A 24,954-nucleotide genomic window follows, 5' to 3' on the forward strand; every position below is an offset into this window, starting at 1 on the left:
GTCATGCTCGTATTCGCCCTTTACATGGTTGGCATTTGGACCGCGGCATACAATGATGATAAAACCAAAGGCCTGTAAGGCGTCTCCCTCGTATATCGGGGGAGTTTTATTTTTTTGAGGAACAAAAAAGGCACCGCTCATTAGCGATGCGCAAAAGGTAATTCATTTGAGGTACTAGGCATGTTTCGGAAGCTGCTGCATTTCGGACATGCATTGTGAACAGATATAGCGCTCTTTAAACTCGCTAACTCCGTCCATAGAACCACAGAAGACGCATTTCGGACGATAGCGCTCCAATATAATATGGTCCCCCTGTACAAGAATTTCTACGGGATCCCCCTCGTTCATTTGATATCTCTTGCGTAGAGACTTAGGCAGAACGATTCTTCCCAGCTGATCAACTTTACGAACAACACCAGCAGGTTTCATAACGATTGTACACCTCTTTCATTTTCAACAAGTGATTTCTGACACCACAGTTCAGAACTGATAACAAGGGCCTAGTATAATAGTTCGATAAAAAGTTGTCGAATCCTGCTGGAAATTAAGAATTTCTTAGTTTTTTTCAATATCAACTAGGTATACTGGATGATATTCCCCAAAAAAACTCAAAGCTTTGCAAAAACTTATTCCATACCCGGGAAATCCAATTGACGCAGTGCTTCATATACCATAATCGCTGCAGAGTTGGATAAATTCAGTGAACGCACCTTATCCGTCATTGGCATGCGAATACAGTGCTCGCTATTCGCGGCTAGCAGCTCCGGCGGCAATCCCTTGGTTTCTTTGCCAAACACCAAAAAATCCCCGTCTTGATATTCGATATCCATATAACGCTTGGTTGCCTTCGTCGTGGCGTAGAAATAGCGTCCTTCCGGATAAAGTGCCTTTAACTCCTCAAAGGAATCATGATATTCAATATGTACGGCATACCAGTAATCCAGCCCGGCCCGCTTTAATGTCTTGTCGTCTGTATTAAAACCGAGCGGACGGACCAGGTGCAGATGTGTGCCCGTTGCGGCGCAAGTTCTGGCGATATTGCCCGTATTGGCTGGAATTTCCGGTTCGACTAGTACGATGTGTAATGCCATGTTGATAAGTCCACCTTTTCTTCTGTTTTATTTTTATTATAACCGATTCCTTCCCGATTTCCCGGGATATCCAGAAATAACCTTCCGCCGAACCGGCGGAAGGTTATCATATTTGTATGATCTTAGCTGTGACTGTTCTTAAACTGCTGCATGAATTCTACCAGCGCCTGAGCGCTCTCATACGGGACGGCGTTATAGACCGAAGCCCGCAAACCGCCGACACTGCGATGACCCTTCAGACCGACAAAGCCTGCTTGCTCCGACGCCTTTACGAATTCCTTCTCCAGCTCCTCGGAGGCAAGACGGAACGTAATGTTCATATCGGAACGAACCTCTGCATTCACGCAGCCGCGGTAGAAGCCTTCGCTGTTATCGATGGCATCATAGATGAGTGCGGCTTTCTTGCGATTCATCTCTTGAACGCCTTGCAGGCCACCCTTCTCCTCAATCCACTTCAGCACTTCGTTGATCATATAGATGCCGAAAGAAGGTGGCGTATTATACAGCGAGTTATTTTTCAAATACGTATTGTAACGGAGCATAGTCGGCAGATGTTTAGGAGAATCTGTAATCATATCCTCTCTGACGATCACAACCGCAACGCCGGACGGCCCCAAGTTCTTCTGAGCGCCCGCATAGACCATCGCGAATTGGTTCAAATCGAACGGACGGCTGAGGATATCGCTCGACATATCACAGATAAGCGGTACCGAACCGGTATCCGGGAATTCCTTAAACTGTGTGCCTTCAATCGTTTCATTAGAAGTCAGATGGAGATAAGCTGCATGATCCGACAGCTTGATGTCCTTAAGGCTAGGCAGAGCCATGTACTTGCTCTCCTCAGAGGAGGCTGCCACATGAGTTTCGCCGATCAGCTTGGCTTCTTTAATCGCCTTGTCAGACCAGCTTCCCGTCATTACATAGTTCGTAACCTGGCCTTGTCCCAAGAAGTTCATCGGAATCATTGCAAATTGCGTGCTTGCACCGCCTTGGATGAACAACACCTTGTAGCCGGATGGATTCCCCAGCAGGGACAGCAGGCGCTCCTGCGCTTCGTTATGAACCGCTTCATATACAGCACCGCGATGAGACATTTCCATGATCGACATGCCGGTATCCCCGTAATTGACGAATTCGGCCTGGGCGCGCTCCAACACTTCAAGCGGCAATGCAGCAGGTCCTGCGTTAAAATTGTATGCTCTCTTGCTCAAAAGACTCTCCACCCTTTCTCTACTATGAATGCTAATTAACGCTAATCATAGCAACAATCCCATAGACCTTCAAGTGTAATTATTCACATTGATTTCTCCGGCTACCAACAGAAGAATTGGAACTTTCTACTCCAGGATCTCTTTTCTCCGGGTGCCAGGCTTAATTGAATAAACACTTCTGGCGATATAACGTGGCCGGTCCCCCACAGAGCCATATGCGCGACCGGAAAATCACTAATCTCCCTGACTCCCGCCCTGCTGGCGCTGTGCGTTAGCTCCCAGGAATAAGGATAATCGCTGCCGATAAAGCCTTGCATTCTCCCATAAAAGGGCTTGTCCGGTCTGGCATTCCAGCCTATCTCGTTATCCTGAACAGACAGCAGGCCCGAGGTATAATCCGATTCGACCTCCGTAAAGCGGACAGGGACCGGTAACTTCAGTTTATACTCTGGTCCTACCAGTTCTCCGTTAATCCCTATGAAATTATGAATGTACTCCTCCGTATCCATCCTTTGGCTTCCTTCATTGCAGAGCTCATAATCTATCGTCAATGCCGTGTCCTGAATCGAGATTTTCTTAACGAGTTTTGCCCCATACCCTTTGACGTTCCTAGGATGCATTGTATATGAAATGCTCACGTCATCCGAAGTGATATCCACATTGAAAGGTTCCACCGGATACGTATACTGAAAGTGATACGGGTCCTCGCTGACCCGTTTGAGAAGGCCCACTCCTAATTTGGGAAACCACCCACCTACTTCCGCCTTTGCATAACCCATCCCCTCATGCAGTCCAAACTCGTTGCACAATCCGGACCCGGCCTGAGGGTTAAACCCATCCGCAAACTCATGAACACAGAATGTGTGACCACTCTCGGTCAATTTGACCTGGGTAATGAAACCGGTCCGGTCAAAACGCGTGCCTTGATAAAGACCGACTTCCGCTATATCGACTTCCAATTGCCCGTTTGCTAATTGATGTTCCAAAACAATCGCTCCATTCATGATGAAGAAGCCCCGGCCAACTTGCCTGCCGGGGCTTCCCAAATGTTGTATGCTCGTGTGTCAGGCAAGCTCGACACGAATTCGTTGACACTCGTCTTCGGATAACGCAGACAGCAAGCTGCGATCCAATTCGGCAGCCCCCGGTTTCTGACTGCGCAGCTGAATCTTCTCGCCGTTCAGCGTTACCGATTGAATCGTATAACTTCCGTAATCCAATCGCTTCGGATTGCTGTATACAATCTGAAGCTGTTTACCCGCAAACCGCGTATGCACAGCAGCAGTACCGTCGGCTCCGAATTGCGAAGGACTAAGCTTCGGCTCCAAGAGCAGATGTCCCAGATTTCCTTTCACTCCAAAAACCTCGGTCAGCATGGTGAGCAAAAGCCAGCTTGCCGACCCGGTAAGAAAGGGATACATCCCTCTCCCCTTCTCGTTGATGTACTCAGGAATACCCGGATACATCCGGCTGCGTTCAAAGTCATTGCTTAAATCGTAAATCGATTGCAATACCTCGTATCCCTCTTGGACAAAACCTCTCTTATAGAGAGCGTTAGCGTACATGACGCTCATATGGCTGAACATGGCTCCATTCTCTTTATGTCCGAACGCGAAACCGAATGCCCGCCCGAGATTTTGCTGAATCTCGCCAAAGTTCGAATTCAGACGATAGCCGATGCTCGGATCTTTTAAATGCCGATCAACCGACTTCGTAATTTGTCCTACCTGTTCATCGTCCGCGATTCCGCCCATAACGGCAAAGACCTGGCCTGTGAGCGTCATGCGCACGCCAAGGGGATGATCGCCTTCCACGCGCGCTCCGTCATTATTGTAATAACCGTTAAACCACGAGTATCCTTCTTGGCTTGTAATCCATTCTTTGCTGCGCAAATGCCGGATGATCCAGTCCGCTTTCAGTTTCAAATCCTTCACAACATCCGTAACGCTAAACTCTCGTTTGTTTCCGGTCACGGAGACTTTAACAGCCTCATAATACTGATCAAGCAGCTCCAGCTTCCCCTGCACATCTTCATATGAGACGGGTGCCGTTACCGAATCGAACAGCACAGCCATTTCCTCCGCGATTTCAAGAAACTCAACGCCTTCTCTGTCCTGCCATGCCAGCAGCAGATCGCCAAGCTGCATCAAATTGCTTGCATAGAACGCAGTAAAGGCTACGCTCTCGCCTCTGTCCGGAGCAAGATCGAGACCATCATTCCAGTCCGCTCCCTCAAGCTTGATGTTATTGTGCTCACCTACATTAAAGAACGGAACCAGATTCTGCAGCAGCATGTGCTCCAGTATCGTACCTTCGTATACCTCACCGTTCACGGTTAAGAGTAGATTCCCATGCTCAGGCAGCCATCCGCTGTCCTTCTCCTTGCACCGACTTACAAATACGTCGCGGAAATAGGTCTGCGGCTGCTTCAGGAAATCCAAATCCCCGCTCTGATCCAAATAAAGCAGCGTCGTCATGAACGGCCATGCACCGTGATCCATCCATACGCGCGGTATGTTGTTCCGGTCAGCGATAAACTCACCGGGCTTCGTTCCAATAATTGTAGCATTGCTTCCATCAATCCGTACACCCGCATAATTATTAAGCAGCAGATACCGGACCTCGGATGGTTCCATGATCATCAATGCCAGGCAGTCCTGCCAGAGGTCACGCCATCCACGTCCTCCACGGCCATAGTCATGATAAGGAAGAAATGAGTTGCCATAGAGACGCCTCAATATCGGCTGCAAGGTTACCCATTTCATCCACAAGTCCTGCTGCTGATCGCCGGTATGGAAGGATACGGTATTCAGTTTGTCATTCCAATAGGCTTCATTCTGAGCAAGCAGCTCATCAAAGCGCTTCTCCGATAAATACGTTTCGGCAAGTCTTCCGGTCTCGGCGCGATCTTCCGAAATGACCATCGCCATAACATAAGCCCTGGATTCGCCAGGCTGCAGTTGAACCCCCGCAAACCGCAGACCTCCAATGGCCTCATATCCCTCCAAGGAGTCACCTGCCTGCGCGCCCGCTTGCTTATTGGCAATGACAGCCTCAGGCCAATCGAGAGCGCCGCCTTCCCCAATATACTCTTCAAGCACCGGAAAATAGCCGATCGGTTCCGCACCGTCCGCTTCCGCACCTAGGACGCTGTAGGATACGTGATTGATACGGTGACCCCGCTCGTCAAATGAGAGAGCAGGCTGGACTTCGATCCCTTTGCGATGGACAAAGATCCGGTGAAGCAGGGATGTCACGTGACGGTGGTCCCGCAGGTCGTCTGCCGAACGGCCATACAGCGGGATCGCCGCGGTAGGGGTCAGTTTTAGCGTCTGCTCGCCTACGTTGGTCAGCGTTACTTTCATTAACTCGATTTTGTCATCCGTTACCGGAACGAAGCTGGTTACTTCCGCTTGCAGTCCGGCTTCCCCGTTCATCCGTGTCAGCTTATGCCATAAAAACCCGGCTGCCAATTGGCTTTCTTCTTCTTTGTTCATGAACCGGTTTGCATTCTGCTTGGCTGAATTTCCGGTTACGGACCATGCGCCATGCCCGTCAATATGCACCCAGAAGTTACGTGCGGACTTGGAATTATGTAGATCCTCCACCGATACGGGCGACATGAAAAACGTATTATGACTGCTGGTCATTTCACCGTGAAGATTCGGCGTGACGGCCGACATCATGCCGGCCTCATTCACTAAAGGAAAATATAAATAGTTATGATGTTCGGGATTACGCAACGTAAAGACCCCATGGTTTCCCTCAAACTTCCATCCTGTTGATTTCATATCGCGATCTCTTCCCTTCTATGCCTTAGGATTTGACGGCTCCGGCCAGCGCCCCGTCCACCAGATATTTCTGTATGAACGTGTACAGAATGATCAATGGCGCCGCTACGATCGTAATTCCGCATGCAAGCAGCGGCCAGTTATTCCCGTATTGCCCCCTGAATTCCTTTAGGCCAAACGTAATAGGATAGTTGGACGGACTCGGGAGATACATGATCGGACCGACAAAATCATTCCAGATTCCAATCGCGGTCAGAATGACGCCCGTTGCGATAACCGGCTTCATCAGCGGCAGAATGATCTGGAACAGGTAACGGATATAACCGGAACCATCCATCCCGGCGGCCTCATCCAGATCGCGGCTAATCGACTTGATGTAGCCGACAAACATCATGAACACAACGCCCGTTCCCGTCGTTTTCAGCAAGATATAACCAAGCTTGGTATCATACCCGAAGAACGAAACACTCTCCTTGAAGGACAGCATGAGTTTATACTGGGCAACCATCGGATTCGGAAGAAACTGGGACAGCAAAAAGAACATATATATGAAGCCGCTCCACATCACATATCCGCGCGCGACCGGAAACGCCGCAAACAACGACACGATGATGGTCAGTACCGTCGCAGCTACCGTATAAATTAAGCTGTTCGCGAAATAACCGGCGAAATTGCCCTCAGACCATGCCTGCGTATAATTACCCCATTCCATGTTCTGGACGATCCCGATCGGATTGAGCAAGTATTCGTTGAAGGACTTAAGTGATACGTTGAATACGAGCAGAAGCGGAACGACATACAGAATCAGCAGCAAACATATGACGGCGTAAGAAAGAATTTGCGTGGTTTTGGAATTTCGCATCAATACTCCACCTCTCTCTTACGCGTCTGTCTGACAGCCACCACAACAAAGAGGAGAATAATCAGGAACTGCACAACGGACAGCGCCGAAGGAAGGCCCATTTCCAAGCTTCCCCGGAACGTCTCTTTGTACACGTCGTAAGCCATCGTCCTTGTATTGAAGCGACCGTCTGTTGTCGCCAAAATGATATCAAAGGTAGACATTGCGCCAATGATGGATAACAGCATATTCACCGTGAAGGATGGTGCGATCAGGGGGAAGGTAATATGACGGAAAGATTGCCACTTGCTGGTGCCGTCAATATGACCCGCCTCGTATAAATCTTTAGGGACCGATTGGAGTCCGGCCAGAAAGATCAGCATGGAATAGCCCATGTACATCCAAATTTGGACGAAAATAATATAGCCGAACGCGTGAGTGAAGCTCCCAAAGAACATGTCCTGATAGCCGAAGAGAGCGTCGTAGAGGCGATTGACAGGTCCGTTTAACGGATCGAACATCATCCCCCAGATGAGAGCAACGACAGCTACGCCCAGTACAACCGGCAAGAAGAATACCGCGCGATAGAAATAATCGCCTTTTAGGCGCTGGTTAATGATGACGGCGATAAACAGAGCGACCCCGTTCTGCACGATCGTAACAACGAACATAAAGATCAGGGTGTTTACGATGGAACGCCACCGCTCCCCTGAGTTCCCCGAGAAGAATAATTCCTTATAATTATCAAGCCCGACAAATTGGTACGTGCTGCCCGGGAGGTTCTTGACATCGGTAAAGGAATAGATGACCGTCAGGATCGATGGTCCAAAATAAAACACGATGTAAAGCGCCATCGGTATCAGCAGCAGCAATAAGGGTATGAATCGGTTAAATCCTTTTCCAAATGGATACATCTCTCTCACCTCGCAAAATCCCATTTCAATAAATGTCGGGGCCTGCTGCACAGACCCCGACTACAGTATGGTTCATTCTATATAGGTCTCTTTATAATAGAAGAATCTTATTTCGGAGCAGCAGCTTCCCATTCTTTTTGTTGAATGTCAGCCAGCTCTTTTGCTGTTTTGTATGGACCGCCCGGTGCCAGGAATTCTGTATGAACACCTTCTGCAGCCAGATGCTCGCCAATATTTTGACGGTTAATCATCATGATTTCGTACGCCAATTCGAACTCTCCGAGATATGGGGTCAGTTCATTGTCAATAAAGTCGCTTTCCGTCTGAATGTTATCCTGTGTCGGGATGAAACCGGCAGCTTTCACGAATGTCGTGTAATTTTCCGGCTCGGAGAAGAATTCAAGCCATTTTAGGGCTCCTTCTTTGTTCGGTCCCTTCTCGGTTGCATACCAGGTTACGTCATACTTGCCGACAAAAGAGGCATTCTTGGCTGCATCTTCCGTAGCCGGAAGCGGGAAGTAACCGAATTTCAGCTCCGGATTTGCTGCTGCGACGGTTGGAGCATCCCAAGAGCCATCAGCCAGCATGGCCGCTTTTCCTGTTGCAAAATAGGAAGGCGCTGTTGCATAATCAATCCCCATGAATCCGTCAATCATGTAATTGTCTTGAAGCGTCTTCATTTTTTCCAATACTTCGATTGCTTGTTCATCGTTATAAGCCGTTTCGCCTTTCCAAACGCCTTCAATCCACTTCTGCTGGTCTCCGCCGCCCAGAATTTTGGCTTGCAGGGCGAATACAGGGAGTTTCAAAGGCCATACGTCTTTACCTGCAACAACAATCGGGGTAATGCCTTTGGCTTTTAGATCATCATTGAGCTTGATGAACTCCGACCACGTTTTCGGAACACTCAATCCATTCTGTTCAAAGATCTCCTTATTGTAGAACAGACCGGACATCGCAACCTTGCCCGTTGGAATCGCATACACTTTATCGTTATAAGTTCCGGCTTTTTCAATATCGTTAGCGTTATAATTCTTAATGAAGGCTTGGTCGGATAAATCCGCGATCAATCCCGTATCAATCCACTGCTGCCAATCAGGTACTTTCGCACCCGGTGTCCATTCCTGCGGGGAAAGTCTCATTCCCGATAAATCAGCCAAAACGTCGACGTCATTAGCGGTAATTCTTGCTCTCTGCGCCTGCTTGTATTCGTCATCCGGACCCGTAGTGGTATACTCTATCGTATACTCAGGATACTTCTCTTCAAATTTCTTGTTGATCTCTTCAACCGCTTTATTGATGTTATCTTGTTTCCAGTGTAAAATTTTGATGACCTTTTTATCACCTTTCGCAGGTGTACCTTTATCGGCTGAATCACTGCTTCCGCAAGCCGCTAGCGAGAAAGTCAGAGCACCCGCCAAAAGTATTGCTGATAATTTCTTAATCATTTCCTTACCCCCTGAAATTAAAGTGCAATTCATTATGAAACCGGATTCATCATTCCGCTTTTTCTCGCCCAGTACAATCTTGATGTTACGAAACAATAATTATAAATTTTCGAAATTCAGCGAAATATACCGAAAGCGGTTTCGCAAGGCCTATTATTACTCATAATATTTTGTTTGTCAAAGCTTTTTTTCTCTTTCCCAAAATATTTTGTTATTGAACGCGATTCAGCTTTATTCCTTTCTATTACAAGCATCCTGACTACTCTCTTCATTGACTTACCTAGTTAAAGCAGATACACTAATTTACGAAACAGTTTCGCTTCTGTACTGAATAACGGACAAGTAGCAATCATACTTAACGAAAACTCACGAAAATTATGAAATGATAATATAAACAGAATAAGGGGCGTTTTGCATGGCGTTAAACATCAAAACAATCGCTAAAATGGCCGGGGTATCCGTATCCACCGTCTCCAAGATTATCAACAACTACAGTGATGTATCCGAAGAGACCAAAGCACGCGTGTTGGAAATTATGAAAGAGACGGGATACACCCCTTCCAATTCTGCGAAAACATTAGCAACCAAGAAATCGAATTTAATCGGCATCATATTTGCGGGAAAGCTGAATGTCGATTTTACTCATCCTTTTTTTGTTGAAGTTCTCAATTCCTTTAAGAAGCAAATGGGGGTTCTCGGTTACGATCTACTGTTTTTTTCAAATGAGAAATTCCAAGGGGATGACGCCGACTACCTCGGCCGATGTCGTCATTATCAGGTGGATGGCTGTGTCATTATATCCGGCGAGGAAATCGAGCCCTCGATTAAAGAGCTGGATGAGAGCGATATTCCGTGTATCGGGGTCGATATTGAACTGTTCGGCGAAATGTCGGGGCATATCATGTCCGATAATTATAAAATGTCCTCGAAGGTCGTGGAGCATTTCTATCTTCAAGGCTTCAGAGACTTGGGGTTCATCGGAGGCAGCAAGGAGTCTGAAATCTCCAACAAGCGTGAAGCCGGTTATCGTAACGCCATGGATAGCTTCGGGCTTCCAGCCCGTGCGGAATGGTTCCTAAGCGGTGAAGATTTTCATGAGGCAAGCGGATACAAAGCCATGACACGGCTGATCCAAGCGGGTTCCCTTCCTCGCGCGATCTTTGCGGCCTCCGATCAGATTGCGATTGGAGCCATCCAAGCGCTTCAGGAACATGGCCTGAAGGTCCCTGACGATGTATCGATCATCGGTTGTGACGATATTGAGGCGTGCAAATATACAACACCCAAACTAACGACGATTCGGCAAAACAAAGAGAAAATCGGTCGCCTGGCAGCGCTCATGCTCTACGACCTTATCCATAAACAATCGCCCATCAGCTCCTTTGTCGTAGAGCCTGAACTCATCGTTCGGGAATCTTGCGGAAGCAATACGCATCACTACGGATACTTTAAAGAGTAAAGCTGGGGTAAGGGAGTAAGGGGCTGCTTCAGCCAAGAGCAAGGCTATTCATGCCTGCCTTTGAAAATAGCCCTTGTTCTCCCTAGGTATGGTCATCCTCGCCTAACCTAGCTAGGCTTTATATGTGTGCAAAAAAAAGCCCAGGGCATGATGCCCTAGGCTTTTTGACGTTGTTTATTATAGGTCGTAGTAGAGGGAGTACTCGTGCGGATGAACACGGATGTTAACCGCTTTGGCTTCGGCACGCTTGAACTCGATGAAGTTCTCGAGGAATTCTTGCGTAAATACGCCGCCTTCAGTCAAGAACTCATAGTCTGCTTGAAGTGCATCCAAGGCTTCGTCCAGGGAACCCGGTACGCTGCGGATTTCCTTCTTCTCGGCGTCGGACAATTCATAGATATTTTTATCGAATGGTCCATAACCGAGTGCGGTAGGATCGATTTTACGCTTGATACCGTCCAAGCCAGCCATCAGCATAGCGGAGAATGCAAGGTAAGGGTTCGCCGTGGAATCCGGTGTACGGAACTCGATGCGGCAGCCCTTCGGCGTTACGGCTGCAACCGGAATCCGCACTGCGGCAGAACGATTGCCCTTGGAGAATACGAGGTTAACCGGCGCTTCATAGCCTGGTACCAGACGTTTGAAGGAGTTGGTGCTTGGATTCGTCAAAGCGATCAATGCAGGCGCATGGTACAGAATACCGCCGATGTAGTGGATCGCTGTTTGGCTCAGGTTAGCATAAGCGCCTTTTTCATAGAACAATGGGGTGTCACCATCGAAAATGGACTGGTGAACGTGCATGCCGCTTCCGTTATCCCCGAACAATGGCTTCGGCATGAACGTAGCCGTTTTGCCATATTGGCGCGCTGTGTTATGGACGATATATTTATAGATCAACAAATTGTCAGCTGTTTTCTTCAATGTATCGAAACGGAAGTTGATTTCCGCTTGGCCGGCAGTTGCTACTTCATGATGATGACGCTCAACGCGAAGTCCTGCTTCATCAAGCAATCGGCACATTTCGCTGCGGATATCCTGCTGAGTATCCACAGGTGCTACTGGAACATATCCACCCTTAACGCCAACTTTGAAACCAAGGTTGCCGCCTTCTTCCTTGCGGTTCGTATTCCAATGTGCTTCCTCGGAGTCTACGAAATAGCTGGAGCTGTTCATGGAGCTTTCATAGCGAACTTCATCAAACAGGAAGAACTCGGATTCCGGTGCGAAGAATGCTGCTGTTCCGATACCGGCCTCTTGAAGGTATTGCTCGGCACGAGCTGCGATACCGCGCGGGTCACGCTCATATGAATCACCTTCCGGTGTATAAATGTTGCTCATAATGTTAAGCGTAGGATGTGCTGTAAACGGATCGATATAGCAAGAATCCGGATCAGGCATCATAACCATATCCGATTCTTCAATGCCGCGGAATCCTGGAATAGAAGATCCATCGAACGCTACCCCGTTCACGAATGTTTCTTCATCTACTTCTGAAGCCGGCAAGCTAATATGATGAACCCGTCCCGACAAGTCTACAAAACGAAAATCGACCCACTCAATATTGTTCTCTTTAATGGTTTGCAATACTTTCTCTACCGACATGTCTCTTCCTCCCAATTTCCGAACATTAAGACTTAAACAGCTTAACAATGTTCATAATCTTTCGATTTCTTTTCGTCATTATATGCCGGGAGATAACCTGACGTCAATACCTATGTAAGGTATTTTTGAAAACAATGTCAGGTTATATAACATAAGAAACCAATTAATGTAAACCCAGAAAAAAGACACCTGCAAGCTTTTTGCAGATGTCTTTTATATTAGATTTAAGGAATTGGCGAACCTTAACTATGTTCTTAACGCTATCCCCGAGTGTACAACGTCGCTTATCAATTACTATACGCGCGCAAATTCAGAAGCAGGTGCTTTGGCAGTCGCAAAGCTTTTCCCTACTAGTGGGGCCAGCTGCTCCAAGTCTTTAAGCAATGCGGCAAATTGATCCGGGAACAGGGATTGAACCCCGTCGCCTGTCATGGAATTATCTGGATCTGTGTGCATTTCAATAATAAGGCCGTCTGCTCCAGCCGCCACGGATGCCTTGGACATCGGTTCGACAAGCTCGCGTCGTCCTGTTCCATGGCTCGGATCAGAAATGACCGGAAGGTGGCTCAACCCTTGTAAAACAGGGATGGCAGATAAATCCAGCGTATTTCGGGTGTACGTTTCGAATGTTCGGATTCCACGTTCACAGAGCATGACATTCGGATTGCCGCCGGCAAGAATGTACTCCGCTGCATTCAGGAATTCATCATAGGTTGAACTGAAACCTCTTTTCAACAAAACCGGCTTACCGCAGGTACCCAGTTTCCGAAGCAAATCGAAATTTTGCATATTACGGGTACCCACTTGCAGAATATCGGCGTACTCCGCGCAAATATCCACGTATTCGGGCGTCATAACCTCCGTAATCGTCAGCAGGCCATGTTTTTGCCCGGCTTCCGCCATCATAATCAAACCTTCAACGCCAACGCCCTGGAAGCTGTATGGGCCCGTACGAGGCTTAAAAGCGCCACCTCTAAGCACCTGTCCGCCTGCTGCCTTAACCAGCTGCGCGATCTCGTCAATCTGCTGTGCGGATTCCACGGCGCATGGACCACCCATGACGACCAGATTGCCGCCGCCAATCTTGGTGCCTTTAATATCAATGACGGTATCATCCGGATGAAAATCACGACTAGCAAGCTTGTAGGACTTGGAGATTTTAACCACATTCTCTACGCCCTTCATTTGGCGAAGATGCTCCGCAAGCTTCGGGTTCACGCTGCCGATCAGCCCGATCACGGTACGGTCCGCCCCCTGGGATACGTGAGCCTGCAGTCCTTCCTTCTCAATCTCGCTTACGATATGCTGAACTTGTTCCTCTGATATTTGATTGGATGTAATTACGATCATAATAAAACCTTCTTTCTGAATATATTCCAATTTCAATTTCAATCGATGGATAATCACTTTCGCGCTTGTTCGCTTTTAAGCTTTTATGCTTTTACCTGATAAAGTAAATATACAGAAAAAATCTCCCCTCGTCAAGCCCATTCTTCAAGCCTGCACGATCGGGAGATGTCGATTACCTGTTACATCAATGTTTTGCTGCGTCCTTCCGCTACGGTTCGCTTCACGAGTGGTATCACAATTCTTACCGTTGTCCCAATTCCTGCTCGGCTGAATAACGTGACCCCATATTCGCTGCCATAGTGAAGTTTGATTCGTTGATCCACATTTCGAATACCGTATCCGGCATTGGTTAGATCCTGTCCGCCTGTATTGTCCAGAACTCTGCCGGGCGGGAACCCGACTCCATTATCGATAATTTTAAATTCCAGGACGTCTTCCAGCACTCTGGCGGTAATTCGAACATGAATATAATCCCCGGTCCAGGCATGCTCCAGCACATTCTCGATAAACGGCTGCAAAATCAATTTCACGGTTTCATACCGGACCACTTCCGGCTCGAAATCATAAGTAACCTGCATCCGTTCGTCGTATTTAATCTTTTGAATATCTACATACGCCTGAGCCTGTTCCAGTTCATTCTTCACGGAGATGATATTCCGGCCATCGTTAAGCGACAGGCGATAAAACTTCGCTAAGTCCATCACCATACGCTGCAGTTTATCCAGCATCCCAAACCGCGCCAAGCGGCTGATGGAGGATAGGGTGTTGTATAGGAAATGCGGGTTAATCTGCGCATGCAGCGATTCCAGTTCCGCTTCTTTTTTCTGAAGGTCGGCCAGATACACCTCATTGATCAGCTTGCCGATATTGCTGCCCATATCATTCAGAGCAGAGGAAATATGCGTAAATTCATCATTGCCCTTAAAGGATACCCGCTTGTGGAATTCCCCTTCCTGGAACGAGTCCAGCACCGATACGATTTTGGAAACCCGGCGGCTGAAGTATCTGGAGACCAAAATGCTGACCACAAAAAAGATAGCGATACAAATCAGACAGATCAGGTAAGTTAAATTACGAATTTTGACCGTATCTTTCTCCACGATTTGAGCAGGGACGACGGCAATCAAATCCCATCCGAGCTGGGGAATGGGCTTCCGAATGAGGAGGTCGCCGTTCTTGCGAAGTTCTTTTTCCTTGAAGACGGTTGTCTGTATACCTCCCGAGGAAAGAACCACCCGCCCTTGGGAATCCGATAAATATAATGCCGTTCCGTCACCGATCTTGTTGTAATCCATGCTTTCGAACAGGTCGGTCATACTGACGTTGATCCGCATGAATCCGATCTCCTGCGGTTTAATCGTCGAGCTGATATCCACCAACCGCCGCAGCAAGGAAATGCGTCCGTTCCTCACATCGTCTTCAATCTGTTTCCATTGCAAGGTTACGCCATAATTCTCTTCCTTTGGATACAATTTATACCATGACCGGTCCTCTAGCCTGTCATATTGATAAATATCAAACAGACGTTTGTTGGAATCCAGCGGGTCTGAATGGGAATAATTGTCATAGATCTCCCTAAGGTCGTCATTACGCAGGTAGATCGATAACCAGATCCTTCGGTTAGCCGTACTCACCGCGGTCTCCAGCTTCGGAATCAACACATTAATCGTTGTGTCATAGCTAATCCAAGCACTTTCAGTAAAACGCAGACGACTGTTAAAGGTTGTATCAAAATAAAGCATGTCCGATATGCGGATCATGTCCTCCATCTTATACGATATATTCTCGCTCATCTGATGCAGCGTACCCTGAATATTGTTATACGTCTGCTCCCGAGTGGACTTTACGAAGACCTGATTCGCAATCTGACCGACAAGCAGCACCGGTATAATGATGAACACGCAGTACGAAATCATTAACTTGTACCCGAAAGGTATCTTGACCCGTATTCGTTCGAATTTCCCTGCCATCACCTGTTTGACCCCACATCTAATCTGAATTTTGCCAATTACGAGTGCTTGCGCCGGTATTCCAGAGGTGTCATTCCATACATTTCCTTAAACTGCCTGCTGAAATAAGGCAAATACTGATATCCTGTTTGCGATGCAATTTCGTATATTTTGAGCTTGGTCGTCTTGAGCAGATCTCTAGCGCGCTCCATGCGGAGCTTGATTACATAGTCGCTGAAGTTATGTCCGGTTTCTTCCTTAAAGAGTACCCCAAGATAATTCGGTGAAAAAGAAAACCGGTTTGCCATATCTCGCAGCGTGATATTCTCATGCATACGCGCTTGGATATTTTCTATGATCTCTTCGACCAGCCTGCCATTCTTTGTTGATTTGCGGTTCTTGAGCATTTCCGAAATTTCCATTGCCTTCATGCGAAGCCATGAGAAAATATCATCCATCGTTTCAAAATGAAGTAGAATATCAAGATTTTTGAGCTCCAATCCTGCCATACGGTATAACTCTTCATTCATCGTCTGAAGATGGCCTTCCAGCTTCACCATAATATACACCGCTAAATTGCGTATGGTGAACTTGGATCTGATATTGGATGCAAGCAATTGAATCGCTTCCAGTTCATCATAAATACGAACGATATCATACTCTGTCATGGCTGTAAATAAGGCATCCAGACGGATATCGAGACTTTTTACATCCTCACGGTCCTCGGTAGGCACCTCGCTGTACAGAATCCATTTACCTTTGCCCCGGAACATTTTGTAGTCCAGCGCGGCCAATGCCTCCTGATACGACGTGTGAAGCTGCTCCAGTTGGTAGGCAGCTCTTCCTTCTCCTACCGTCATCGTATAGTTATATTCCTGCTTCAATTCCTCAAGCAGGGATTGAATCTCTTCTTTGCCCCTGCCCCCGTTAAGCAATACGGCCGTCCGCTGATCTGTTACCTTGCATATGTATTCGAAGCCGTTCTGTTCGAGCAGTTTATGCAGTCTCGAGAAATACTCCTCTATGACACTAAGCTTTTCCTCGGAATCGAGCAAGCTGCTTCGCCAGGTGCTCACATTATCAAGCTCTAGCAAAATGACACAAACCGGCCAGTGAAGCTCCGTCAATCGGTACTCCCGCTTGATAATATCCAGTATGGCTCCATCGTAGGGCCTCTGAAGAATTTGCAGGAGGTACTGATTTTTGAGGATGGGGATCATCTGCTGGTAAGCTTCTTCGGTCTCCTTGCGTTCATGGAGACGATCCAGCTCCACCCTCACCTTCGTTAATGCATCAATCAGCTCTTGGTCCTCCATCGGCTTTAGCACATAACTGCATGCATTCAAGGCAATCGCCTGCTTCACATAACCAAAGTCCTGATAACCGCTTACGAAGATAATCCGGAGTTCCTCCTGCAATTTCAGTGCCCGCTGAGCAAGCTCAAGCCCGGTCATATTCGGCATGCGTACATCGGTAACGAGGATGTCGATCTTCTCCCTTTCGAGAACCTCACAGGCAGCAAAGCCATTATTGACCGAGTCTACCACTTTCATTCCGAGATTTTCCCATGGAATAAAGCTCTTCATGCCCTCTAGGTCCAGTATTTCATCGTCTGCCAGCAGCACTTTATACACGGGTACCATCTCCCCCATAAATTCCGATAAGGGTATACTGCATGAGCAGCATACCCTTCTTGGTTTTAAGTAAAGATTATTATTGGCCTTTCATTTTTGCAACGTTTTCTTGCCATTTCGTTGTTTTGAATGCAAGAAGTTTATCATATCCGGCAGATTGCGCATCGGCTTCCGCCTTGTCGAGGATTGCCAATACTTCAGCATCATCCTTCGCGTACAGGGCTTTCGCTCTGGATTCTGTAAAGATATCTTCTACACGCTGACGGATAATTCCTTCCTCGCTGTCCGGGGCCGGATCGAGGTTGATGTATTCCGTAGCATTTGCTTGAGTTTTCCAAGTGACTTCATACTGCCAACGAGTGGACCAGTTACGCTGCTCCTCTGGCAATGTGCTTTCATATTTTGCTTTTGCTGTATCAATAAATACCGTGTTACCGTTCCAATGCAAGTTCGTTGTTATCGCTTGCAGCTTGTTAAGACCGGCTGCATCAGATACATACTTCTCAGTAAATTTAGGTGTCACACCGTCGTCTTCAAATCCATCCCAATATCCTCCTGGAGGACCCCACATCAGAACACTTTGTCCTTCAGGACCTGTGTACCAATCCAGGAATGCGAAGATCGCTTCTGGATTTTTAGCAGACTTCGTAATTACACTTACGTTCCAACCCAATTGCGTGTAAGTACCAGGGAAGATTTTGTTCTTGTCCAGGCCTTCTTTGTGAATCGGCCAGATCATGAAATATCCTCCGTTTGGATCTTTTGCTGCCAAATCGGCATGTGCGTTCATTGCATTTTCAGTCGGGCTTGAAGCAGCATATACTGCAACTCGTCCCGTGTTCACTTTCTCTTTAACCTGATCTACAGTTTGAGTCATAGCATCCTGAGAAATCAACTTCTCACGGAACAGCTTCGCGGAATACTGCATCGACTCACGGAAGATAGGATCAGTAAAGATGGAAGACAACTTGTCACCGTTAGGCACGCCGCGGATGCTGATCCAGCGCGTTAGAGCATTTTCAGCAAAAGCGGAATACAGTACTTCAATACCTTGACCTTGAACGTGCGGTTCAAATGGAACAACTTTATCGCCATATTTGGCTTTAACTGCTTTCAGGTATTCGTACAAATCATCTGTTGTTTCCAGTTTAGGTGAACCTAACTCATGGTAGATTTGTTTATTAACAACATACCCTGCGTTACCGTTCGGTTGGTTCGTATACCAGTTCGGGAACTGATACAGTTTACCGTCAGGGGAACGAAGCATGTTCAGGCCTTCCTCACCCATCCATTCCTTCAAGTTAGGGTATTTATCGAGATATTCGTCATAAGGCACAAGCATGTCTGCTTGACGTAATTTCTCTACATCCGGTCCGCGATCCATCCACATAACATCTGGAAGCTCCGTGGAAGCAATCATGGTATTGAATTTTTGTTGTGCGTTACCTTGCGAATGAATGGCATTTACGGTTACTTTCTTATTCTCTTTAATCCATTTCGAGGATTCGTCTTGCCCCCATGGAGGCATGGTGTACTCGTTATAATGACCATAGAAGCTGAACTCAAGCGGAGTTTCGCCAAGCACAAACTTGTCAGATGCCTCCGTTGGAGGCGTGCTAGTTCCGCTTTCGCCTGCTGGCTCAGGGTTAGCAGTCTTGGTTCCACCGCCGCCGCCGCATGCAGAAAGCATTAGCGCTGCCGCAAGCAAAGCCGTCATCGATGTGGTCAGCGATTTCTTTCTCAACCTCATTCTCTAATTTCCCCTTTCGTCTTTACACTTGATATTTATGTCTAAAGCATAATGCTTCAAACAACACATATTGTTGCCCTTACTCTTTCAGGGAGCCTACCAGAACACCTTTAACGAAGTGCTTCTGTACGAATGGATACACCATAATAATCGGAAGTGTTGCCACCATCATGGTTGCCATGGACAACGACTTGGAGGTCACACTCTGCATCCGGGAGAGAACGGCCTGAGAAGCCGAATCTAGATTGCTCATCTGTTCAGACATAATATTAGAGTTCAATATCTGGCGAAGCATGGTCTGAATTGGCAGCAAGTTCTCGTTATTGATGTAGATACTCGGCAAGAACCATTCATTCCAATGCGAAACCGCGGTGAACAATGACAATGTTGCGATTACCGGACCGGACAGTGGGAGAATGATCTTAAAGAAAATACCCCAGTTGCCACAGCCGTCAATTTTGGCGGACTCTTCAAGACCATTCGGGAGGCCGTTAAAGAACGTCCGGAAGATGATCATGTTCCACACACTTACCAAGCCCGGAATAATGAACACCCAGAAAGAATCCATCAGACCCAAACCGCGAACGAGCATAAAGGATGGGATCAAGCCACCGCCAAAATACATCGTAATAATACACATAACCATGTAGTACTTACGGCCGATCAGTTCGCTCTTCGTCATCCCATAAGCGAAGATAGAGGTTACAAGTATGGAGGAGATGGTTCCGATCACGGTACGAAGCACCGAAATCTTGAAACCATTCAGCAGCCTGTTATCCTGAAAGACGATCCCATAATTCTCTAATGTAAAGTCCCGGGGCCAGAAGGTAACGCCCCCCATTGCTGTATCTGAACCTGAGTTAAATGAAATGACAAGTCCGTTCCAAAACGGATAAAAAGTTACAAAGGCCAGTAATGCCAAGAAGATATAAATGATGACCATCATCACTTTGTCACCAAATGCTAGACGTACCACAATTACCCGCTCCCTTCATCATAGTGGTCTTTTACCATAAGCTGTTCCCTGATTTACGTGCAATCAAGTTGGCAATCGTCAGAAGCATGACGCTGATTACCGCTTTAAACAAGCCTACAGCCGTTGCATATGAGAATCGGGAATTTTCAATACCTATTCGATAGACATACGTGTCGATAACGTCGGATACCTCTCGCAATACCGGGTTCTTAGCCAAGAGCAAGATGTCTTCGAAGCCCGCAGTTAGCAAGTTACCAATGGCAAGAATCATAAAGATAACAACGACCGGCATAATCGATGGAAGCGTAATCGTAAAGATCTGCCTGAATTTGCTTGCACCATCCATGTCAGCTGCTTCGTACATGTGCGGGTCAACCCCGGCAACAGCTGCCAAGTAAACAATCGAGGAGAACCCGATCTCTTTCCAAACCCCTGTCGTTACGAGTATCGTCCAGAAATACTTAGGAATGGACAGGAAGTTGATCGGCTCTTCAATCAAATTCAGCTTTTGTAGCAGAATGTTCACACTGCCGTTATCCGTTGACAAGAGAGAAATCGCAAATCCTGAAACGATAACCCAAGACAGGAAGTGCGGTAGATAACTGACGGTTTGCACCAATCTCTTAAAGAACATATGCCGAACCTCGTTCAGCATCAGCGCCAGCATAATCGGTGCAGGGAAACCAATGATAAATTTAAGTAAACTGATGACGATCGTGTTTCGCATAACCGTCATAAATTCAGGTGATTCAAAAAACATTTCGAAATGCTTGAATCCAGCCCATGGGCTCTCGCCCATCCCTTTGAAAATGTTAAAGTCCTGGAAAGCCATTAGAATACCGTACATCGGTATATAGCTAAACACAAAAATGAGTGCGAGTGCAGGAAGCACCATTAACTGAATATCCCATTGTTTAGCAAAGCGAATCAATAAGCTGTCCTTTTTCCGTTTTGGAACAGGTTCCTGTTCTACGGATATTTGCGCCATGTCCAACCCCCCGTGTGTTCTATGCCATGAAGTTTACCTGATGTCTAACATTGTAGAATAAACTATCCAATATAAACATTTGCCTATTCAACGAAAAATGATATTATTCAATCGAAAATTAAAACGCTTACAGATTTGGGATATTTACGGGGTTACTGCTAGTCCAAAAAAATGATCCTGTATCCGGCGAGGTTGTCCAAAATTCATCGTCTGTTCTTAATACGGGACATAGAAAATCCCCTTAGGTCTACAGTGTTCAGTTCATTTCAAATGAACTGTTGTTCCACCATTCACCACAAGGGGAGAGTTTATCAATTAGCACGATTTGGCTAAACCATTCATAGTTTTTATAAACTAAGCTACAATCCATAACGATCACTATTACCTGATATTGCATCATGGATAAATGCTAAAACAGCCTTAATTTGAACTATTAAAAATGGATCTCTTGTTATGTTTAGGTAATGATTCATGAACTGATATAATTTCCGGTAACACCATCAATGTTTAGCTGAACGCTGTCCTCTGCTGGTATGCTATAAACCATTTTCTGTAGTCAATGGACTCGAACTCCTAATATATCATAGGTGATCATGAAAATAAACGCTTATCCCCCTGTTCGAGAAAAGGAGCCAAATAGGACGATGACAAGATAATATTAAGGACGTACCGATATCAGCAAAAAAATACAACCGTCACGATAAAATCGCGACGATTGTATTAAGAAAATTAGTATTCCATTCTTATGACTTACTCTTCACCCGAACCGGCGGAAGCAGTTTATTCATATTCACCGTACGTTTGATCTCCCAAGTTTCCGGCTGATCATGTTCATATTGTTCCAAATAGGCGATGACTTCCTTGGTAATTGGAGTCGGTGTTGATGCCCCTGATGTAACAGCCACTTTGCCTACGCCTTCAAGCCATTCGCGTTTAAGCTCCGTCACATCGCCAATGCGGTGAGCCGGAACGCCAGCTATCTCTTCGGATACCTGTGCAAGACGGTTCGAGTTATTACTGCGCGGATCCCCGACCACGATGACCAAATCTGCCTGGCCCGCTTGCTCGGCTACCGCTTCCTGCCGCACTTGCGTTGCAAGGCAAATTTCATTATGAATCTCCGCTCCCGGGAATTTATCGAGCAGACTCTTCATGATATGCTTGATGTCCCATTGACTCATCGTTGTCTGGTTCGTAATGATGATTCGGGACGAATTTATCTGAAGCTGTTCAATTTCTTCTTCCTTCTCGATCAGATGCACGTGTTCCGGTGCAATCCCGATCGCGCCTTCCGGCTCGGGATGCCCCTTCTTCCCGATATAAATGATCTCATACCCGTCCGCTACCTTTTCCCGGATCAAATCATGGGTTTTCGTCACATCAGGACAAGTGGCGTCGAGCGTGGTTAACCCTTTATCTCTCGCAAGCTTGCGTACTTCGGGAGAGACCCCGTGTGCGGTAAAAATAACGGTGCCGCTCTCCACCTGACTCAGGATTTCCATCCGATTCGGACCGTCCAGCGTAATGATGCCTTCATCCTCAAAGGATTGCGTGACATGACTGTTATGCACGATCATGCCCAATATATAAATAGGCCGAGGAAGATCCAGATTCTGGGCCGCCTGACGTGCCAAGACCATAGCGTCAACGACACCGTAACAGTAACCTCTCGGCGATATTTTCAAGACTTCGATGATCCTCACCTGCTTTCCGTTGTAATACGTAAAGTATCTAGTCTATTATAACCTATTCCAGAGGAGGAGCAAAGACGACGGGCAGCCAGACGATAAAGGTGCTGCCTTCCCCTCTTCGGGTAACAACCTCGACAGAGCCCTTGTGCTCATCAATAATCCATTTGGCGATAGACAGTCCAAGACCGGTGCCACTCGTGATGCCTCTCGACTGATCCGCACGGTAGAAGCGCTCGAATATAAACGGAACCTCATCCTTATCCATACCGATCCCCGTATCCGAAATGCGCAGACCGACCTGACCCTTGTACAGGACGACATCCAGGCTGACCTCACCCTCCGGCGTATACTTGAACGCATTCTCGATAAAAATGAACAGCATCTGCTGCAAGTAGTCCTTATTTCCTTCTACATAAACCCCGTTTAGGACAGACAGCTCTCCGACATGCCACTCAGCGGTTTTCTCGAGGAAATGAGCGCGCCTTGCGACCTCTTCAACCAAAGGCTGCAGAGGGACCGGATCCAGTTCAAAGGTCTGGCCGGTATCAGCCCGCGCCAGAGACAGCATATCGTTCACCAGCCGGCTCATCCGCTTCGCTTCATCGGATATATCTCCCACCGCTTCGACCGAGATTTGCTTAATCGTTTCCTCGTCCATATTCGCTCTCTCGCCAGGGGCTTCCGTCCACATCTTCTGGAGGAGATCCACATTCCCCCGGATGGTGGTCAGGGGCGTTCGGAGTTCATGGGAAGCATCCGATACAAATCGGCGCTGCGCCGCATAGGCATCTTCAAGCTCTTTGTAAAAGCCCTCCGTCCTCTCAAGCATCCCGTTAAACGTGCCAATCAACTGACCAATCTCGTCTTCCGGACCATCGTATTCGATTCGTACGCTGAGGTCGGTCCCCTTCTGGATCTGCTCCGCTGCCTCCGTTACCTTGCCGATCGGTTTCATGGATTTCCGGGCGAGGAATAACCCTAATGTTGAAGCAATGACAAGTGTTGCTGCGGATCCCATGATAAGGATGGATTGGAGTCGATCTAAGGTTTGCTCGATGGTTCGCGTACTTGCTCCGATCTGAAGCCATCCGAATAATTTCCTTGAGTTCGTTTCAACGACCGGGGATTCGTATACAATGAAGGAGGCCCCATTAAACGAAAATCGTTTAAACTCTCCGGGTTTGGTCATACTTAATGCTCTGTCTACAGTCGGATTCTCAAATTGCAAACCACTGAACTCCATATTCCCAGATCTCCAGATGGACCCATTATAGAAAGTATACAGCTGAACGTATAAATCAGCTGCCTCCATATTAAGCGCGGAGGAACGATCCGGTAGAAGTGCAACAGACGAAGATGTGTAACCAATCTTATTTGCTTCCTGTACTAATCGCTGCTTTAACTCCTCATACGTATACAAATGGACAAAGCCATACACCGCCGAGCTGAAAATCAGCAGTGTCACAAATAAAATGCCGGTATACCATGCTGTCAGTCTTAACCGAATGGACATGCTAGTTATCTCCTCTTAAAATATAGCCGGCTCCGCGGATCGTCTGGATCAGCCGTTTACCTCCATGTTCCTCGGTCTTCTGCCGGAGCATGGCGATATAAACCTCCAGCACGTTGGACTCCCCGCTGTAATCATAGCCCCATATTTTATCCATTATTAAATCGCGGGACAGCACCCGCTTCGGATTTTGCATAAACAGATGCAGCAGCTCAAATTCCTTGGCGGTTAGTTCCAGTCGCTGCCCGCTGCGAATAACTTCCCTTGCATCGGTATCCATCACAAGATCCTCGTAGGTCAGTCGGTGGTTAGAGCTATCGTCCCCGGTTTTACGGCGCAGCAAAGCCCGTACGCGGGCAAGCAGCTCCTCCAGCGCGAAAGGTTTGACCAGATAATCATCCGCTCCGGTATCCAGTCCCTTCACCCGATTCTCCACTTCATCCTTCGCGGTCAGCATCAGCACCGGTGTCGTGCTTCCGCCTTCCCGGAGTCTGCGCAACGCTTCAAATCCATCGACTTGAGGCATCATCACATCCAGAACGACAACGTCCGGGTCCTCACTCAAGATCACCTTCAAGCCTTCCGCTCCGTTGGATGCGCTCAGGACGTCATAGCCCTCAAACGCAAGTCCCCTGCGCAGCATGGAAATAATCTTCTCATCATCATCTACAATTAATATCCGGGATCGCATAGCGACATCTCCTCTATCTTCTAACGTTTAATTTAGTTCGACGTTACAATCCCATTAT

The 24,954-nt window shown here is 47.2% G+C and carries 19 protein-coding genes; 1 reads left to right on the plus strand and 18 read right to left on the minus strand.

Annotated features, from left to right (window positions below; genetic code table 11):
- Window positions 1-174: 174 nt before the first annotated feature.
- The 8 genes from CRG97_RS25810 to CRG97_RS25845 form a co-directional block, all read right to left on the minus strand.
- A complete protein-coding gene (locus tag CRG97_RS25810; protein ID WP_009595823.1) occupies window positions 175-429 on the minus strand; it encodes an AbrB/MazE/SpoVT family DNA-binding domain-containing protein in 255 nt (84 codons plus the stop codon).
- A gap of 197 nt (window positions 430-626) precedes the next feature.
- Window positions 627-1,091 carry a tRNA (uridine(34)/cytosine(34)/5-carboxymethylaminomethyluridine(34)-2'-O)-methyltransferase TrmL gene (trmL, locus tag CRG97_RS25815; RefSeq protein WP_098748534.1) on the minus strand — a complete coding sequence of 155 codons (465 nt, stop codon included), beginning with the start codon at window positions 1,089-1,091 and terminating at the stop codon, window positions 627-629.
- Window positions 1,092-1,213: 122 nt separating this feature from the next.
- Window positions 1,214-2,302 (minus strand): 3-phosphoserine/phosphohydroxythreonine transaminase, encoded by a 1,089-nt coding sequence (serC, locus tag CRG97_RS25820; protein WP_098748535.1) that lies wholly within the window; start codon window positions 2,300-2,302, stop codon window positions 1,214-1,216.
- Window positions 2,303-2,403: 101 nt separating this feature from the next.
- Complete coding sequence (locus tag CRG97_RS25825) at window positions 2,404-3,288, minus strand: hypothetical protein (RefSeq protein ID WP_098748674.1); 885 nt, start codon at window positions 3,286-3,288, stop codon at window positions 2,404-2,406.
- Between the two features lie 78 nt (window positions 3,289-3,366).
- Complete coding sequence (locus CRG97_RS25830; RefSeq protein ID WP_098748536.1) at window positions 3,367-6,093, minus strand: GH36-type glycosyl hydrolase domain-containing protein; 2,727 nt, start codon at window positions 6,091-6,093, stop codon at window positions 3,367-3,369.
- A gap of 25 nt (window positions 6,094-6,118) precedes the next feature.
- Complete coding sequence (locus CRG97_RS25835; RefSeq protein ID WP_098748537.1) at window positions 6,119-6,955, minus strand: carbohydrate ABC transporter permease; 837 nt, start codon at window positions 6,953-6,955, stop codon at window positions 6,119-6,121.
- Window positions 6,955-7,848, minus strand: a complete 894-nt coding sequence (locus tag CRG97_RS25840; protein ID WP_076324460.1) for a carbohydrate ABC transporter permease — start codon at window positions 7,846-7,848, stop codon at window positions 6,955-6,957. The genes CRG97_RS25835 and CRG97_RS25840 overlap by 1 nt, the downstream gene beginning before the upstream one ends.
- Window positions 7,849-7,955: 107 nt before the next feature.
- Window positions 7,956-9,296 (minus strand): ABC transporter substrate-binding protein, encoded by a 1,341-nt coding sequence (locus CRG97_RS25845; protein ID WP_098748538.1) that lies wholly within the window; start codon window positions 9,294-9,296, stop codon window positions 7,956-7,958.
- Between the two features lie 415 nt (window positions 9,297-9,711).
- Between CRG97_RS25845 and CRG97_RS25850 the strand changes: the two genes are divergently transcribed.
- A complete protein-coding gene (locus tag CRG97_RS25850; RefSeq protein ID WP_098748539.1) occupies window positions 9,712-10,755 on the plus strand; it encodes a LacI family DNA-binding transcriptional regulator in 1,044 nt (347 codons plus the stop codon).
- Window positions 10,756-10,932: 177 nt separating this feature from the next.
- On the opposite strand, the gene glnA is transcribed toward CRG97_RS25850, so the two are convergent.
- From glnA to CRG97_RS25900, 10 genes are all read right to left on the minus strand, one after another.
- The gene (glnA, locus tag CRG97_RS25855) at window positions 10,933-12,357 is read right to left on the minus strand and encodes a type I glutamate--ammonia ligase (RefSeq protein WP_098748540.1); all 1,425 of its coding nucleotides are present in this window, start codon (window positions 12,355-12,357) and stop codon (window positions 10,933-10,935) included.
- A 294-nt stretch (window positions 12,358-12,651) separates the two neighbouring features.
- The gene (aroF, locus tag CRG97_RS25860; RefSeq protein ID WP_098748675.1) at window positions 12,652-13,707 is read right to left on the minus strand and encodes a 3-deoxy-7-phosphoheptulonate synthase; all 1,056 of its coding nucleotides are present in this window, start codon (window positions 13,705-13,707) and stop codon (window positions 12,652-12,654) included.
- A 179-nt stretch (window positions 13,708-13,886) separates the two neighbouring features.
- The gene (locus tag CRG97_RS25865; protein ID WP_098748541.1) at window positions 13,887-15,677 is read right to left on the minus strand and encodes a sensor histidine kinase; all 1,791 of its coding nucleotides are present in this window, start codon (window positions 15,675-15,677) and stop codon (window positions 13,887-13,889) included.
- A gap of 38 nt (window positions 15,678-15,715) precedes the next feature.
- Window positions 15,716-17,290, minus strand: a complete 1,575-nt coding sequence (locus CRG97_RS25870) for a response regulator (RefSeq protein ID WP_098748542.1) — start codon at window positions 17,288-17,290, stop codon at window positions 15,716-15,718.
- 79 nt (window positions 17,291-17,369) lie between these two features.
- Window positions 17,370-19,040: an extracellular solute-binding protein gene (locus tag CRG97_RS25875; protein ID WP_083659761.1), complete on the minus strand. Its 1,671-nt coding sequence runs from the start codon at window positions 19,038-19,040 to the stop codon at window positions 17,370-17,372.
- A 79-nt stretch (window positions 19,041-19,119) separates the two neighbouring features.
- The gene (locus tag CRG97_RS25880) at window positions 19,120-20,016 is read right to left on the minus strand and encodes a carbohydrate ABC transporter permease (protein WP_076324467.1); all 897 of its coding nucleotides are present in this window, start codon (window positions 20,014-20,016) and stop codon (window positions 19,120-19,122) included.
- A 31-nt stretch (window positions 20,017-20,047) separates the two neighbouring features.
- Window positions 20,048-21,004 carry an ABC transporter permease gene (locus CRG97_RS25885; protein WP_098748543.1) on the minus strand — a complete coding sequence of 319 codons (957 nt, stop codon included), beginning with the start codon at window positions 21,002-21,004 and terminating at the stop codon, window positions 20,048-20,050.
- Window positions 21,005-21,747: 743 nt separating this feature from the next.
- A complete protein-coding gene (locus tag CRG97_RS25890; protein ID WP_098748676.1) occupies window positions 21,748-22,698 on the minus strand; it encodes a 4-hydroxy-3-methylbut-2-enyl diphosphate reductase in 951 nt (316 codons plus the stop codon).
- A gap of 52 nt (window positions 22,699-22,750) precedes the next feature.
- Window positions 22,751-24,208, minus strand: a complete 1,458-nt coding sequence (locus CRG97_RS25895; RefSeq protein ID WP_098748544.1) for a sensor histidine kinase — start codon at window positions 24,206-24,208, stop codon at window positions 22,751-22,753.
- Between the two features lies 1 nt (window position 24,209).
- Window positions 24,210-24,896 (minus strand): response regulator transcription factor, encoded by a 687-nt coding sequence (locus CRG97_RS25900; RefSeq protein ID WP_098748545.1) that lies wholly within the window; start codon window positions 24,894-24,896, stop codon window positions 24,210-24,212.
- Between the last annotated feature and the right edge of the window lie 58 nt (window positions 24,897-24,954).

Source organism: Paenibacillus sp. EZ-K15 (assembly GCF_002573715.1).
Classification (GTDB): Bacteria; Bacillota; Bacilli; order Paenibacillales; family Paenibacillaceae; genus Paenibacillus_AQ.